Here is a 15,754-nt window from a genome sequence, read left to right as displayed (position 1 = left end):
CTCGGCGTCAGCCGACGGCGCCGGCCTTCTGCATCGCGGCCAGGATCACCTGGCTCTGTTCCGAACCCGACTGCGGGACGAAGTCGTCCTTGCGATCTGAAATCTCGGCCCAGTGCGCGGCAAAACCTTCGACAGTGCGCTCTTCGGGCGGCAGGAAGACGCCGCGGTTCATTGTGACGTAGGCGCAGTGAAAGCCGCCAGCCCCAGCGCCGACGATGGCGTTCGTGGGGCTATCTTCAGATACGAGGTAGAGCGCGGCGGGAACGACGTTTTCCGGTCCGAACCTGGCAAAGGCCTGCTCGGGAAAGATGTCCTCGGTCATGCGCGTAGCCGCGACCGGCGACAGCGTGTTGACCTTGATGTTGTTCTTCGCGCCTTCGAGATAGAGGGTCTTAGTCAGCCCGGCGAGGCCGAGCTTGGCCGCGCCATAGTTGGCCTGTCCGAAGTTGCCGAACAGCCCGGTGGACGAAGCGGTCATCAGGATGCGGCCATAGTTCTGCTCGCGCATCGTGTCCCAGCATGCCTTGGTCGCGAAGGCCGAACCGATCAGGTGGACCTTCACCACCAGTTCGAAATCTGCCGGGTCCATCTTGGTGAAGCTCTTGTCCCGCAGGATTCCGGCGTTGTTGATCAGGATATGGACGCCGCCCCAGGCTTCCTTGGCCTTGGCGACCATCTCCACCATCTGTTCGTATTCGGTGACCGAGGCCCCGTTCGACATGGCTTCGCCGCCCGCGGCCTTGATCTCGTCGACCACCTTCAGCGCGGCGTCGGAATGTCCCGTACCGTCGCGGCTGCCGCCGAGGTCGTTGACGACGACCTTTGCTCCGCGCTTCGCAAGTTCGAGCGCGTAGGCGCGGCCCAGGCCGCCGCCTGCGCCCGTGACGATCGCGACGCGGTTTTCGAACGAGATGGTCATGGCAAGGCTCCGGTCATTAATCGCATGGTTGAATCTGCGCGCGCGATGGCACGGGCAACCGCGGCTTTCAACGGCAAAGCGCGTCTTGTGCGCTCAACGTCGCGCGCGTTGGTCGCACGACTGTCAAATATCTGTCACGCAACTGACCTATTCCGCGGCGACGAATCGTCATAAAGCAGTCGTAGGGGATTTTCCGATGATCAACGCCCGGGCCATGTCCGTTGTCGCCGCCGCCGTCGCGCTGGGCTGGGCGGTTCCGTCCTCGGCGCAATCGGCGGAAGATGTCGCCGCCCTGCGCGCGCAGCTTGCCCAGATGCAGGCCCAGATGCAGGCAATGCAGTCGAAAATCGATTCGCTCGAGACGCAGCTGGGGACGACGCAGGCCAAATCCGAAGCGACGGCGGCTGCCGTTGCTGCGATCCCGCCCGTCTCCGTGACTGCAAAGGCCGCCGCGGCCATCACCTGGGATGGCGCGCCGAAAATCGAGGCAGCGGTCGATCCCAAGGATCCGGGCAAGGGCAAGTGGAGCTTCAAGCCACGCGGCAGGCTTCAAGTCGATGTCGCTGGCGTCGATGCGCCCAACGGCATTCCGGGCAATAGCCTGGGCTACGCCACCGAATTGCGGCGCGCCTTCATCGGCATGGAAGGCACGCTGCCGGGTAATTTCGGCTATCGCGCCGAAATCGACGTGGCCAACAGCGGTGTCGAGCTGACCGACCTTTTTCTCACCTACAAGCCTAAACCCGAGCTGACGCTCACGCTCGGCCAGCACAAGCCGTTCTGGGGGCTGGAGGAAACCACCTCCGACCTCTTCACCAGCTTCATGGAGCGCGCGGCGTTCAACAGCGCCTTCGGCTTCGAGCGCCGGGTGGGATTGAGTGCCACCTACGCCAAGAATGCCCTGGTCGTTCAGGGCGGCGTCTTTGCCGACAACGCCGCTGATCTCAACAACGACGCCAACAACAGCTACAGCCTCGACGGGCGGGTGGTGTTCATGCCGCGCATCGGACCGGGGACGCTGCACGTTGGCGGCTCGGTCCACATGCGCGACTTCAACGATGTAAGCTCCACCGCGCGTTACCGGGCTCGTCCGTTCGTTCACACGACCGACCTGCGACTGGTCGATACCAAGGCCTTCAGCGCCACCGGCGAGACGAGCTACGGAGCGGAACTGGCCTATGTGGCCGGGCGATTCCATGCGACGGGCGAGGGGCACTGGATTACTGCGCGCCGTCCGGGCCTTGCCGATCCCACCTTCTTCGGCGGATATGGCGAGGTCGGCATTCTCCTGACCGACGACACGACCGCGTACAAGGGCGGGGTGTACGACCGGATCCGACCGAAGAATCCGCTTGGCGCGGGCGGGATCGGCGCAGTCCAGCTCAATGCCCGCTACGACTATCTCGACCTCAACGACGGCGCGATCACTGGCGGGCGTCAGCAGGTCGCGGGTGTTTCGATGCTTTGGATCCCGACGGACTACGTTCGCTTCATCCTCAACTACGGTCATATCTGGATCGACGATGCCGCCGTGGCCGCCGGCGTCGACCGCAATTACACTGCGGATTCGCTGGGGATGCGCGCGCAGTTCGATTTCTAGGGCAGCTCGCGAGCTCTTTTTCGCCGGGGGCTGCTGCGCATGCGCGAGTGTGGAAACGGCCGGCGTTTGCTGGCAAAGCCCGTCGCATGACAGAAACTGACGTTCGTCCCGCCGCTCCGCTTGCCGTCGTGATCCTTGCTGCAGGGCAAGGCACGCGCATGAAAAGCGACAAGCACAAGGTGCTGCACCCCATCGCCGGGCGACCGATGCTGCTTCATCTGATGAGCAGCGTCGATGCGCTTGGCGCGGCGCGCAAGGTCGTTGTCGTTGGCAGCGGGCGCAACCAGCTCGAAGCCGCGGTGGGAGGCGAGGCTGCGCTGGCCGTGCAGGACCCGCAGTTGGGCACGGGCCATGCGGTTCAACAGGCCGAAGCGGCGCTCGCAGGCTTCGAGGGCGATGTCCTGATCCTTTACGGCGACGTTCCGTTCGTCCGGCCCGAGACGTTGCGGGCGATGCTCGAACGGCTTCACGCCGCAGACGAGCCGGCCGTCGTGGTTCTGGGCTTCGAGCCGGACGATGCGCTTCAGTACGGCCGGGTGCTCGCCCATGATGACGGGCGCATCGCCAAGATGGTGGAATTCAAGGATGCGACCGATCAGGAGCGCGCCTGCACGCTGTGCAATTCCGGACTTATGGCCGTTCGCTCCGACGACCTTTTCCCGCTCCTGGCGCGGGTGGGCAACGGCAATGCCCAGGGCGAGTATTACCTGGTCGATATCGTCAACATCGCCAATTCGGAAGGTCGCGCCTGTGCGGTCGTCACCACGGACGACCCTGACGAGGTTGCCGGGATCAACAGCCGCGCCGAGCTGGCAGAGGCGGAAGCCCGGTGGCAGCGCCGCCGCCGTCTGGGCGCAATGGCCGAAGGTGCCTCGCTCGTTGCGCCGGAAACCGTGTGGTTTGCCTGGGACACCGAATTGGGCCGCGATGTCACGATCGAGCCCAACGTGGTGTTTGGACCGGGCGTGAAGATCGGTGACGGCGTGACGATCAAGGCGTTCAGCCACCTGGCCGGCGCAACGCTTGCCCATGGTGCGGAAGCCGGTCCCTTTGCGCGCCTGCGGCCCGGCGCGGTCCTGGAGGAAGGGGCCAAGGTGGGGAACTTCGTCGAGGTAAAGGCCGCAACCCTGGGCAAGGGCGCCAAGGCCAGTCACCTGACCTATCTCGGCGATGCCGAGATAGGGGCGGGCGCGAACATCGGCGCAGGGACGATCACCTGCAACTACGACGGCTATTTCAAGTATCGCACGATCATCGGCGAGCGCGCATTCATCGGATCGAACTCCGCGCTTATCGCCCCCGTCAGGATTGGGGCCGACGCCATCGTTGCGGCAGGCTCCGCGGTCAGCCGCGATGTCGCGGACGGCGAACTGCGGATGGTGCGGGCAGAGCAGCTCGTGAAGCCCGGCTGGGCCGATCGTTTCCACGACGCCATGAAGAAGAAAAAGGCTGAGCGCAAAGCGCAGCCTTGACGTGATATCATAGCGTGATATCACGCCGCCGTGCGCACGCTGGTCGATATTCCCGAAGAAGACATCCGCTGGCTCGACCGCGCAGCCGCCGATGCCGGAACCTCGCGGACTGCCATGGTGCGTGAAGCGGTCGCGAGTTTGCGTGCGGGCCGCTCGCGGCGGGCGATCGACGACTACTTCGGCATGTGGCGCGACCGCTCCGACATTCCCGATGGCATCGCCTACCAGCGGCTGATCCGCAGCGGCGCGCCGCGCTGATCCTGTGGGCGAGGCACTTTTCGATACGGCCATCGTCGTCGATGCGCTGATCGGCCTGCCCGCCGCGCGGGCCGAGGTCGCGCGCGCGCGCGAGCGCTGGATCAGCCGGTTGACCTGGACGGAAGTGCTGGCCGGCGCTCACGGAGATGCCGAGCGGGTCGAGGAATTTCTCGATTTCTTCCACGTCGTCGAACTGAACGAGGAAATTGCCCGCCGCGCCGCGACATTGCGCTCTCAGCGTCCGGCAATGGCCTTGGCCGACGCTGTGGTCCTTGCCTCGGCACAGGTGACGGGCCGCATCCTCGTGACGCGCAACAGTGCAGACTTCCCCGCCGAGATGCCGGGCATCCGCATCCCCTATTCACAGTAAAAGAGAGGTCGCTTTCCCATGTGCGGAATTATTGGAATCGTGGGTGCGTCATCCGTCGCGGATCGCCTGGTCGAAGGTCTGCGCCGCATGGAATACCGCGGCTACGACAGTGCAGGGGTATGCACGGTCCATGACGGCAAGCTCGTCCGCCGCCGCGCGCAGGGGAAGCTCTTCAACCTCGTGACCGAGCTCGAGCGCTCGCCCGCGCCCGGCAACATCGGCATAGCCCACACCCGCTGGGCAACGCACGGCGCCCCCAACACGAGCAATGCCCACCCGCATGCCACCGACGAGGTGGCACTGGTCCACAACGGCATCATCGAGAACTTCCGGCCCTTGCGCGACGGCCTCATGGCGCGGGGCCGCGTGTTCGAAAGCGAGACCGACAGCGAAGTCGTGGCACACCTTATCTCCGAACTGGTCGAGGGGGGTGCGACGCCGGAAGCAGCAGTGCAGGCGATACTTCCGCAACTGCGCGGTGCGTTTGCCCTGGCGATCGCGTTCAGGGCTCACGACGACATGCTTATCGGCGCGCGCCTGGGTTCGCCGCTGGTCGTCGGATATGGTGAGGGCGAGACCTATCTCGGTTCCGACGCGCTGGCACTCGCTCCGCTGACCCAGCGTATTTCCTACCTCGACGAGGGCGACTGGGTCGTCATTCGGCGCGAGGGGGCCCAGATCTACGATGCGGCGGGCCAACCCGTAACGCGCGAGGTCACCCTTTCCGGAGCGACGGCGGCGACCATCGAGAAGGGCAATTTCCGTCATTTCATGCAGAAGGAGATCTTCGAGCAGCCCACCGTGGTCGCCCAGACGCTCAACTCCTACCTGCGCCAGATCGACCAGAGCGTTGCGCTGCCGCAGATCGACTTCGACCTGTCGGCAATCCGCCGCGTGACGATCGTGGCCTGCGGAACCAGCTATTACGCCGGGATGGTCGCCAAGTATTGGCTCGAGACTTTCGCCCGCCTGCCGGTCGACATCGATTTCGCTTCGGAGTTCCGCTATCGCGATCCGGTCCTCGAGCCGGGGGGGCTTGCGCTCTTCATCTCGCAGTCGGGCGAAACCGCCGATACCCTTGCCGCATTGCGCCACTGCAAGGCCGCGGGACAAACCGTTGCCGTTCTCGTCAATGTTCCGACAAGTTCGATGGCGCGGGAGGCCGATCTTCGTTTGCCGACGCATGCCGGGCCCGAGATCGGCGTGGCTTCGACTAAGGCGTTTACCTGTCAGCTTGCGGTTCTGGCGGCGCTGGCCGCGCACATGGCGGTGCGACGCGGCCGGTTCGACCGGGCCGAGGAGCGCGACGTCGTGGCCCATCTTGCCGAGGCGCCTGCCGCGCTCAACGCCGCGCTGGCCCATGACGCCGATATTGCGGCGATGGCGCACCTGATCGCGCCGGCGCGCGACGTGCTTTATCTCGGGCGTGGTCCCGACTATCCGCTGGCGCTGGAAGGCGCGCTTAAACTAAAGGAAATTAGCTATATCCACGCCGAAGGCTATGCTAGCGGCGAGATGAAGCACGGCCCTATCGCTCTCATCGACGAAGCCGTCCCGGTCATCGTGCTCGCGCCGTCCGGCCCGCTTTTCGAAAAGACCGTCAGCAACATGCAGGAGGTGCGTGCACGCGGCGGCAAGATCGTGCTCGTGTCCGATGCGGAAGGGATCGCAGAGGCGGGCGAGGGGTGCATGGCGACGATCGAGATGCCCCGCGTCCACCCGCTCATCGCGCCGCTCGTCTACGCGGTTCCGGTCCAGCTGATCGCCTATCACGTTGCCGTCGCCAAGGGGACCGACGTGGATCAGCCGCGCAACCTGGCGAAAAGCGTGACGGTCGAATAGCGCAGATGTTGTTGTCCTCGTTCGTCCAAGTCAGGTAAGTCCCCCCTCCAGGAACGCTGGGGAGCGGTGGGTGCCCGAAAATCGATCTGCGCGCGCGATGCGTCTCGCGCGCCTCGACCTTGTCGGAGAGCGCAAGGGCGGCAGTGCCCTTGCGGTGCAGGTTGCCGTGGCCTTGGCCGCGCTTCTGGGCTTCCTCGCCAGCCGCGGGTTCGTTGATTTATGGGTCCGGGGCACCGCTCCCTTTGCGGTCATCTATCCGTGGATACTGCTCGCGACGCTGACCGGCCGACTGCGCGCGGGGCTGATCGCGTGGCTTACGATGACGGCCGTCGTGGCCAGCGGGTTCATGGTTCCCGGCCGGTGGCTGACATTTGCCGATCCAAACAACTTTCCACGGACGATCGTCAACGGGATTGTCGGCTTCCTGATAGTGCTAATCACCGACGCGGCGCGACGGCAAGCCTTTGATCTTCTGGCCGAACGCGAAATGCGGATCGCGGAACGAGACATGCTTCTCGAAGAGGTGGACCACCGCCTGAAGAACAATCTCGCGATGCTGTCAGGCTTGCTTGCGCTGCAGGTTCGCGAGACGACGAACGACGAGGTCAAGGAAGTGCTGACGCGCGCGGCGGCGAGGCTTCAAAGCATTTCCGACGCCTATGAAAGCCTGCGCTACGAACCGGGCAGCATCACGGTGGTCGATGCCGAGGTCCTGCTCAACCGCCTTTGCGCTTCGCTGCGTGGGGCACTCGGCCTCGATCGGGACATCCGCCTTGAAGTCGAAGCGGAGTCGTGCCTCATCAGCCGCGACCGGGCGGCCGCCCTCGCGCTGCTGGTGAACGAGCTGGTGACCAATGCGGTCAAGCATGCCTTCCGTGAACGCGGCAGCGGCACGATCCGGGTCTCGTTGACCCGGCTTGGGCACGGCAGTGCTTCGCTCGTGATCGCCGACGATGGCCGGGGGCTTCACCCCGGCGGGGCGGCGACTGGAAAGGGACATAAATTGCTTCAGGCCCTGGCCGAGATGGCCGGCGCCTCGCTCGAGATCAGGAGCGGAGCCGACGGCACGCGTTTCTTGCTGGAACTCAAGCAGTTGCCCTGAGCGCAAGGCCATCTGTCCACAGCTTTAATCGGCCCAGCTTTACGGTGCGATAACCTTTCCCCGGATATGTCCGCGGGGTGAAACCGAACGATCCAGCTTCCGCCCTTCCGCGTGCACTTCCGACCATGGCGGTCCTGGGTCTGTCGAGTCCTCAGGACGGCGACTGGGGCCGGCTGCGAGGGCTGCAGTATTCCAACCTCGCAAAGATTACCGTCTCGCGCCTGCTGACTCACGCGTTGGCCGCGCTGCTGGTCATCCAGACCTACCTCCACATCGTGAACATTTTCGTCCTGATGGGCTGGGCGGCGGCGCTGGCCGGGGCGCTCTATTACGGCGCAAAATTCGACCGCAGCATGGGCGACGCCGACCGGCGACGCATGACGCGCCAAGAGATCAACAGCCAGGCGATCAGCGCCGCGCTGACGGCACTCGTCTGGACCGCGCCGGTCTTCGGCTTCGCTTATCAGGGCACCGCGGTTGACCGCATGATCCTGTGGACAGTGCTGGCGATGCTGATCACCGGTTCTGCGATGGCGCTTAACGCGGTTCCGCTCGGCACGATCGTGTTTGGCTATATCGTCGGCGGGGCGATGATCGGCAGCTTCATCTGGACCGGAGACTATCAGATCGCCGCGGTCGTGGCAGTGTTCCTGACGATCATCACCGTCGGCACCATCGAAGCTGCCCGCACGTTCCTGTCGGCCCGTGTTGCCGAGGCGGGCATCGCGGAAAAAAGCGAGGTCGTCTCGCTGTTGCTGCGCGAATTCGAGGAGGGTGAGGCCGACTGGCTGTGGCAGATCGACACGTCGCGCCGCGTTCGCAGCGTAAGCCCCCGTTTCGCCTTCGCACTCGGCCTCGACCCTGAGGATATCGGCGGCAAGCCGTTCATCCAGCTAATTGCCGGATCGGCATGGGAGTCTGGGCACTTCCACACCAGCCTTCATGACTTGGCCGAGCGACTGAAGCGTCGCGAAAGCTTTTCCAACCTGCTGGTGCGGGTTACCATCGGCGAGCGAAACCTGTGGTGGGAGCTTTCCGGGACGCCAAAGCTCGATGAAAACGGCGTCTTCGACGGCTTTCGCGGGGTCGGGTCTGACGTGACCGAACAATGCGAATCGTCGGCAAAGATCGCCTATCTGGCCCGGTACGATACCCTGACTGGCCTTCCCAATCGCCTTCTCCTGACCGAGACGCTGGGCGAGGCGATGCGCTATGCCGACCAGTGGCGCACGCGCTGCGCCTTTCTGATGATCGACCTGGACCGGTTCAAGGCGGTCAACGATACGCTGGGCCACCTCGTTGGCGACAAGCTGCTTGCGCGGGTCTCCGAGCGATTGAAGAGCGTGGTGAGCGATAACGAGCTGTGCGGCCGCCTAGGCGGTGACGAGTTCGCCGTCGTTATCCGCGACGCCTCCGATGTGAGTCGCGTCTCCGCCATCGCGCAGCAGGTCATCGACGTGCTTTCGGCCCCGTACGAGGTCGATCATCACACTCTTTATGTGGGTGCCAGCGTCGGTTCGGCGATGGGTCCGCGTGACGGGGCCACGGTCGAGACGCTGATGCGAAACGCCGACCTTGCGCTCTATCGGTCCAAGGACGAGGGCGGCGGCAGGCACTTCACATACGAGCCTTCGCTCCACGCCCATGCCGAGGAGCGCCGCCAGCTCGAATTCTCGCTACGCCGCGCGCTCGAGCGCAACGAATTCACGATCGCCTACCAGCCCGTCGTCGATGCGACGAGCGAGGCGATAGTCAGCTTCGAGGCCCTGTTGCGCTGGAACAGCGCGGAGCACGGCTTCGTCAGCCCCGCGAAGTTCATCCCCCTGGCCGAGGATACGCGGCTCATCGTGCCCATCGGCGAGTGGATACTGCGCGAGTCCTGCCGCGAGGCGATGAATTGGCCTTCGCACGTCAAGGTGGCCGTCAACGTTTCGGGCGAGCAGCTTCTCGACCCCAACTTTGCGGCAAGCGTCGTCGGCGCGCTGTCGACCAGCGGTCTGCCCGCAAACCGGCTCGAGATCGAAGTGACCGAAAGCATTTTCGTGCGCGACGGGACGGCTGCGCAAGCGACTCTCGAGCAGATCATGGCGCTGGGCTGCGGGGTCGCGCTCGACGATTTCGGGACCGGCTATTCCTCCCTGGGGTACTTGCGCAAAATGCGCTTCACCACGATCAAGGTCGATCGCAGCTTCGTGCAAGGCGCCGCCAAGAACGCGGCCGAAAGCCTCGCGATCATCCGCGCGGTGGTTGCGATGGCGGACAGTCTCGACATGTCCACGACGGCCGAAGGGGTGGAAACCGAAGCCGAGCTGGAGATGATCCGCAAGCTGGGCTGCAAGAAGATTCAGGGCTACTACTTCGGGCGACCGATGGGCTTCGTCGAAGCACGTGGCCTGTTCACGCGGCCCTCATTCCAGCGCCAGGGCGCGGCGGCGTAAGCCGAAGCTCGCTCAGGCGCTGACGAGCGCGCCGAGTACCCCTTCGAAAAGTGCGCGCCCGTCGGTGCCGCCCTGTGCGGCCTCGATCATCCGTTCGGGATGCGGCATCATTCCGAGCACGTTCCCGCTCGCGTTCAGGATCCCGGCGATGTTCCGGGCGGACCCGTTCACGGGTTCGGCATAGCGAAATGCCACCCGGCCTTCGCCCTCGATCCGATCGAGCGTCGCGTCGTCGGCGAAGAAATTGCCGTCGTGATGCGCCACGGGAATGCGAATCTGCTGCCCTGCCGCATAGCACCGCGTGAACAGCGACTGGCTGTTCTCGACCGTCAACTGCACTTCGCGGCAGACGAAGCGGATGCCCGCATTGCGCATCAACGCGCCGGGCAGCAGACCCGCTTCGGTCAGGACCTGGAAGCCGTTGCAGACCCCGAGCACTGCAACTCCGCGATTGGCGGCGGCGACGACCGCCTGCATTATGGGCGAACGCGCGGCCATCGCTCCCGAGCGAAGGTAATCGCCATAGGAAAAGCCGCCCGGCAGGGCGATGAAATCCAGACCTTCGGGCAGCTCGGCGTCGCCGTGCCATACGTGCAGCGGCGCCGTACCCGTGACCTGCTCGATGGCGACGGCCATGTCCCGGTCGCAGTTGGAGCCGGGAAAGGTGACGACCGCGCTGCGCAGGGACATCAGCCGGCGACCTTTTCAATGCGGTAGTTCTCGATCACCTGGTTGGCGAGCAGCTTGCGGCACATCTCCTCGATCGCGGAGTCGGGCGTTTCGTCCGCCACGTCGAGTTCGATCAGGCGGCCGGCACGCACGTCGCGAACCCCGCTGAAACCCAAGCCCTCTAGGGCGTGGTGGATGGCGCGACCCTGCGGGTCGAGCACCCCGGGCTTGAGCGAAACGGCAACGCGGACTTTCATGGGCAGCAGAACCTTTCGCGCGCGGAGAGACGAGCTTGGAGGTGCCTATGCAGCGAAGGCCGATTCGCGGCAAGCGTGCGCCTGCCGCTTCCACCCCGCGATAGCGCTTTGTCCCGCGCGCCGTGTGGTTTAGCCGTGCGTTATTCCGGGCAGCGTCGCCCGGCGAGGAACGCGATGGCAACCCGGCAAGTGCGCAGCGACCTGTTCGGCCATCCCCGGGGACTGACCGTCCTCGCCACGACCGAAATGTGGGAGCGCTTCTCGTTTTACGGGATGCAGGCGCTGCTCATGCTCTACATGACCAAGTACCTCCTGCTGCCCGAGCATGCCCGCAACGTCCTCGGCCTCGGGCAATTCCGGGCATTCCTGGCTTCGCTGTTCGGGCCGATGAGCGACATCGCCTTTGCCTCGCAGACCTTCGGGATTTATTCCGGCCTCCTTTACGGCACGCCGCTGCTGGGCGCGTGGCTGGGCGACAGGGTGCTCGGCAAGACCCGAACGGTCGCGGCAGGATGCGTGCTGATGGCTGCGGGCCATATCCTGATGGCGTCGGAGCATTTCTTCCTCGTCGCGCTGAGTTGCATCGTGCTCGGCGCGGGCGGGGTGATCGGCAACATGGCGGCACAGGTCGGCCTGCTTTACGCGCCCGACGATCATCGCCGCACCCGGGCTTTCGGGGTCTACCTGATCACACTGAACATCGGCGCGCTTGCCGCGCCGCTTGCGATCGGCACGATCGGCGAAAAGGTCGGTTGGCATTATGGCTTCAACGTTGCCGGTTTCGGCATGCTCATCGGGCTGGTTACCTACCTTGCCGGCCGCCGCCATTTGCCGCCCGACCGGATCACCCAGCGGGAGGAGCGGGAAAAGCTTGGCCATTCTGAGCGCCGCCGGGTGCTGGCGATCCTGTTCCTCTTGATACCCTATACGCTTTACGGAGCGGCGGCGCTCCAAGCCTACGGCATCATGTTCGTGTGGGCCGATACGGCGGTCGACCGTGTGGTGCTGGGCTGGGAAGTGCCGGTGACCTGGATCGGGATAGTCGACGGCGTGCTGACCATTCTGGGGGTGGTCGTCGCCAACCGCATCTGGATCGCCCTGGCAACGCGCGGGCGAGAACCGAGCGACTTCGCCAAGGTCGCGATCGGCTACTTCGGGGTCGCCGCCGCCTTCGTGCTGGCCGCCGCAAGTGCGCTGTTGCCGCTCGTTCCGGTGCTCTTGTGGATCGCCTTCTTCCTGGTCCTCGACCTTGCCTATGGCTGGACCGAGCCGCCGATCCAGTCGCTGGTATCTCGGGATTCTCCGCCCTCGGTGAACGCGATGATGATGGCGATGTTGAAGGCCACCTCAATGCTGTCCTATTTCCTGCTTGGCTGGCTGGGCCGGTTTTACGAACCGTTGGGTGCACCCCTCTACTGGCTGATGGATGCGGGCATCGCCCTCGGGGCGCTGGTGATGCTGATAGTCTTCCGCCGTCCCGTCATGCACCTGCTGGAGCCGGAGCATGATCCGCCCGCGCAGGTCTCGCGCGCATAACACGCGACTTTCCGGCGATTGCTGCTATGGGCGTCGCGAACAACGGAGAACTCGACACACATGGCATCGTATAAGGCCCCGACACTGGCCGACCGGCAAGCCGCCGCGGCAGCAGCACGTGAAAAGGCATTGGCCAAGCTCAAGTCGCGCCCCCCCGTCGATCCGGCGGTGGTCGAGGAAAAGCGTCTGGCGGCCGAGCGCAAGGAAACTGCGGCGCGCGAAAAGCGCGAGGCCAAGGCAGCGGCGATTGCTGCCGCCAAGGCAGAGAAGGAAGCGGCCGAGGCCGCGGCGCTGGCCGCGATGCCCACCGAAGAGGAAATTGCCGCCATCAAGAAGGCCGAGCGGGACCGCCGTTACGCCGAGCGGAAGGCCAACAAGAAGAAGCGCCGCTAAAGCGCCTTCGGAACCGGCGCTATCGCGCTGCTTGCGGGGTGGTAGCACCGTTGGGCAGGACAACGATCGTGACCTCCTTGCCCGCCAGGAGATAGCGCTGCGCCGTGGCTTGCACATCGGCTGCCGTCAGTGACAGCAGCCGCCCGCGGGCTTGCTGGTAGCGTTCGATCCGGTCGCTTTCAGTCTGTGCGCGGTCGACCAGCGACATCCATCCCGCGTTTGATTTGAGTGCGTTGTCCAGCGCGTCGATCATGGGAGCGCGCGCGCGCTGCAGAACATCGTCGGCAACCGGAGCTCGGCGCAGATCGGCCACTATCGCGTCGATCGCGCTTCGCGTTTCCGGAACATCAGCGGCATTGACTGACGCGGTCAGGGTGAATGTGCCGTAGCCCTTGTAAACCCTGCTGTTCGAGGCGGAAGCGCCAGGCGAGTAACTCTTGCCCAGTCTCTCACGGATCCCGTCGAGAAGCTCGATGGCGGTGACTTTCTCGAGCAGTTCGAGCTTCGCCGTTTCGAGCGCGTCGCTGTCGTCACGGGTGGGCCAGACGACGCGGACGATCGACTGGCTGGGGTCGCCGCTGTGGCGGACGACGGTCAATCCTCGCTGCGTAGTAAACGTGCGCTCGCGCGATTGCGGCCATGCCCCGAACTTGGCCTCGCGTTCGGGCAGGGCGCCGAAAGTCTTTGCGACGAGAGCGATCGCCTGCTCCTCGTCGATATCGCCGACGATGCCGATTTCTATCGCACCACGATTGAGCCGGTCGCCAATATCGTTGCGGAGTTGGGCGAAGGACAGTCCCTGGTAGTCTGCCGGGTTGCCGAGCGAGAAGCGCGGATCGCCAGCGGAGAGAATGGCGCCCTGTGCCGTCGCCAGCGCGCTGCCTGGCGTCGCCTTCGACTGGGCGAAGAAGTTCGCGATGTTGAGCTTGAACTGCTCCTCGCCCTCCGGCCGATAGCCAGGATCGGTGAGATAGGCGGCGAGCAGCTGCAGTTCGAGTTGCAGGTCGCGTGGCGTGGTGACGGCGGCCGTTGAAAAGGTGTCCCCGGACGCGGACAGGCCCCCGCCGACCGTTCTGCCGGCAAGAATGGATTGCAGGTCGTCCTGGCTGTGCTTGCCCAAGCCCCCCGCCGTCAGGAACCCGGTCATCTCAGTCGCGTGGGGATTGGCTCGGGTATCGAGCATTTCGCCCCCGTCGACCGCCAGGTTCACGCGAACGCGGTCGCGCTCGATCTCGGTGCGCTTCAGATTGAGCATGACGTTGTTGGCGAAGCGGATCGTCCGAATGCCGAGCAGCGGTTCGCGTGCGTCGTAAACCACGGTGCCGGGTGCGCCGAAGTCGGTGTACGCGAAGGCCGCGCTCTCGCCGCCCGCCTGCACGTTAGCCTTCATCCGCGCCGACTTGTCCCACGCCGCGCGGATCGCGGCCGCTCCGCCGGCGGGCGGGGTGCGGCCCTGGAACCGGATGAGCGGATCCTTGAGGACAATGGCCTCGGTGCGAAGCGCTGCCATCACGGCAGCCGGCGTGATGGAGGGGGCGAAGGCTTCGAACCGCGCGAGCGAACTTTCCGGCGTGGTCGGCACTTGCTCGTCGTCGACGAGCGCGAGAGCCCCGGCGGTCAGCGCGGCATTGCTGCGCGTGGCGGACGCTGCGGCAAGATTCTGGGCGGAGGTGCGGATGTTGGCGACCTGCTCGTCAATCTCTGCCTGCGTGAAGCCGGTGGCAAGCGCGCGGCTGTATTCCTTGGCGGCAGCCTCTATCCCGGGCTTCCAGCCGCCATCGACGGTGTCGACGATGAGGTTCGTGGTGCGGCCGATCTTGAAAACCTCGGAAGTACCGAAGCCCGCAGCGCGGAACGGTGGCGATGCCTGCCGGGAAAGCCGCTGCAGACGGCGGTTGATGATGCCGTAGCCGATCTCGCGCAGGAGCGCGGTGCGGCGGTTCGCGATGCTGTCGGGCTCATCCAGCCAGGGGCCGTGCCGTGAAACGGCGACCCGTTCGGAAACGGCGGGGTCGATGAAGATGTCGGTCAGGCCCTTGCGCTTGGGATCGACGGTACCTTCGTCAGGGCGCGGGTTCACCGGCGCGGCTTGCCAGCCGGCAAACCGTTCGACGATCTTGCGTTCCACCAACGCGGGGTCGAAGTCCCCCACGACGACCAGCGTCGTGTCGCGCGGCGTGTATTCACGTGCCCAGACCGCGCGGAGCCGTTCCGCCGTTGCGGCATTGAGCGTTTCCGGCACACCGATCGGCAGTCGTTGCGGATAGAGCGCGCCGGGATAGAGAAACGCGATCTGGTCTTCGAGATTGCGCCGCGCGAAGCTCAGGCTGTCACGCAGTTCCGACATCACCACGCCGCGCTCGCGCTGCACGGCGGCCGGATCGAAGGTGAGCTCGCTGGCCGTCTCGCGCATGAGCATCAGCGCGATATCGAGCAGCGCCGGGTCGTTGCGCGGAAGGTCGAGCTTGTACTGCGTCTGCTCGAAGCCGGTGGAAGCATTGGTATCGGCGCCAAATGCCAGGCCATTGCGCTCGAGCAGGGCAACCATCTCGCCCTCCTTGACGTTGGTCGACCCGTTGAACGCCATATGCTCGATGAAATGGGCGTAGCCGCGTTCATCGTCACGCTCGTCGAGCGAGCCTGCCTGGATATCCATCCGCACGAGCGCCGTGCCCTTGGGCGTGGCGTTCTGGCGGATAATGTAGCGCATACCGTTTGGCAGCACGCCGAAGCGGAACGCCGGATCGACCGGAAGATCGGCCTTCTCGAATGCCCAGGTGGGCGCGGGGGCGGCGGGTGCCGATGCCAGGTGCCGGGGCTGCGCCGAGCATGCCGCGAGCAGCAGCGCGGCGAAAGGAAGCAGTCGGGCGAAGCGCATCGGTGCCGGGACTGTGAGCG

13 protein-coding genes are annotated in these 15,754 nt (G+C 65.1%); 9 read left to right on the top strand and 4 right to left on the bottom strand.

Translation table 11 applies throughout. The features are described from left to right. Nucleotides 1–7 precede the first annotated feature (7 nt). Nucleotides 8–919, bottom strand: coding sequence for an SDR family NAD(P)-dependent oxidoreductase (locus ACFO0A_RS07415; protein ID WP_379538372.1), 912 nt, complete (start codon nt 917–919; stop codon nt 8–10). 196 nt (nt 920–1,115) lie between these two features. Between ACFO0A_RS07415 and ACFO0A_RS07410 the strand changes: the two genes are divergently transcribed. The 7 genes from ACFO0A_RS07410 (at nt 1,116) to ACFO0A_RS07380 (ending at nt 10,001) form a co-directional block, all read left to right on the top strand. Beyond that, nucleotides 1,116–2,519 (top strand): OprO/OprP family phosphate-selective porin, encoded by a 1,404-nt coding sequence (locus tag ACFO0A_RS07410; protein ID WP_379538371.1) that lies wholly within the window; start codon nt 1,116–1,118, stop codon nt 2,517–2,519. Nucleotides 2,520–2,605: 86 nt separating this feature from the next. Further along, nucleotides 2,606–3,991 carry a bifunctional UDP-N-acetylglucosamine diphosphorylase/glucosamine-1-phosphate N-acetyltransferase GlmU gene (gene glmU / locus ACFO0A_RS07405; RefSeq protein WP_379538370.1) on the top strand — a complete coding sequence of 462 codons (1,386 nt, stop codon included), beginning with the start codon at nt 2,606–2,608 and terminating at the stop codon, nt 3,989–3,991. A 30-nt stretch (nt 3,992–4,021) separates the two neighbouring features. Next, nucleotides 4,022–4,249, top strand: a complete 228-nt coding sequence (locus ACFO0A_RS07400) for a ribbon-helix-helix protein, CopG family (RefSeq protein ID WP_379538369.1) — start codon at nt 4,022–4,024, stop codon at nt 4,247–4,249. A 4-nt stretch (nt 4,250–4,253) separates the two neighbouring features. Beyond that, the gene (locus ACFO0A_RS07395; protein ID WP_379538368.1) at nt 4,254–4,619 is read left to right on the top strand and encodes a PIN domain-containing protein; all 366 of its coding nucleotides are present in this window, start codon (nt 4,254–4,256) and stop codon (nt 4,617–4,619) included. 18 nt (nt 4,620–4,637) lie between these two features. Next, a complete protein-coding gene (gene glmS, locus ACFO0A_RS07390; RefSeq protein WP_379538367.1) occupies nt 4,638–6,461 on the top strand; it encodes a glutamine--fructose-6-phosphate transaminase (isomerizing) in 1,824 nt (607 codons plus the stop codon). Between the two features lie 70 nt (nt 6,462–6,531). Continuing rightward, nucleotides 6,532–7,563 (top strand): sensor histidine kinase, encoded by a 1,032-nt coding sequence (locus ACFO0A_RS07385; RefSeq protein ID WP_379538366.1) that lies wholly within the window; start codon nt 6,532–6,534, stop codon nt 7,561–7,563. A 125-nt stretch (nt 7,564–7,688) separates the two neighbouring features. Beyond that, nucleotides 7,689–10,001: a putative bifunctional diguanylate cyclase/phosphodiesterase gene (locus ACFO0A_RS07380; RefSeq protein WP_379538365.1), complete on the top strand. Its 2,313-nt coding sequence runs from the start codon at nt 7,689–7,691 to the stop codon at nt 9,999–10,001. A gap of 12 nt (nt 10,002–10,013) precedes the next feature. Here ACFO0A_RS07380 and purQ read toward each other — a convergent pair whose 3' ends face one another. Continuing rightward, nucleotides 10,014–10,691, bottom strand: a complete 678-nt coding sequence (purQ, locus tag ACFO0A_RS07375; protein ID WP_379538364.1) for a phosphoribosylformylglycinamidine synthase subunit PurQ — start codon at nt 10,689–10,691, stop codon at nt 10,014–10,016. Then, nucleotides 10,691–10,927: a phosphoribosylformylglycinamidine synthase subunit PurS gene (gene purS, locus ACFO0A_RS07370; RefSeq protein WP_379538363.1), complete on the bottom strand. Its 237-nt coding sequence runs from the start codon at nt 10,925–10,927 to the stop codon at nt 10,691–10,693. Before purS ends, purQ begins: the two co-directional genes overlap by 1 nt. A 174-nt stretch (nt 10,928–11,101) precedes the next feature. Between purS and ACFO0A_RS07365 the strand changes: the two genes are divergently transcribed. Further along, nucleotides 11,102–12,463, top strand: coding sequence for a peptide MFS transporter (locus tag ACFO0A_RS07365; protein WP_379538362.1), 1,362 nt, complete (start codon nt 11,102–11,104; stop codon nt 12,461–12,463). Between the two features lie 60 nt (nt 12,464–12,523). Beyond that, entirely contained in the window at nt 12,524–12,856 is a 333-nt protein-coding gene (locus ACFO0A_RS07360; RefSeq protein ID WP_379538361.1) for a DUF6481 family protein, read from the top strand. Between the two features lie 19 nt (nt 12,857–12,875). On the opposite strand, the gene ACFO0A_RS07355 is transcribed toward ACFO0A_RS07360, so the two are convergent. Beyond that, nucleotides 12,876–15,734, bottom strand: a complete 2,859-nt coding sequence (locus ACFO0A_RS07355; RefSeq protein WP_379538360.1) for a M16 family metallopeptidase — start codon at nt 15,732–15,734, stop codon at nt 12,876–12,878. Nucleotides 15,735–15,754 lie beyond the last annotated feature (20 nt).

Origin of the sequence: Novosphingobium tardum (assembly GCF_042652045.1) — a bacterium.
GTDB classification, from domain to species: Bacteria; Pseudomonadota; Alphaproteobacteria; order Sphingomonadales; family Sphingomonadaceae; genus Novosphingobium; species Novosphingobium tardum.
This window is presented reverse-complemented; position numbering and strand designations above follow the sequence as displayed.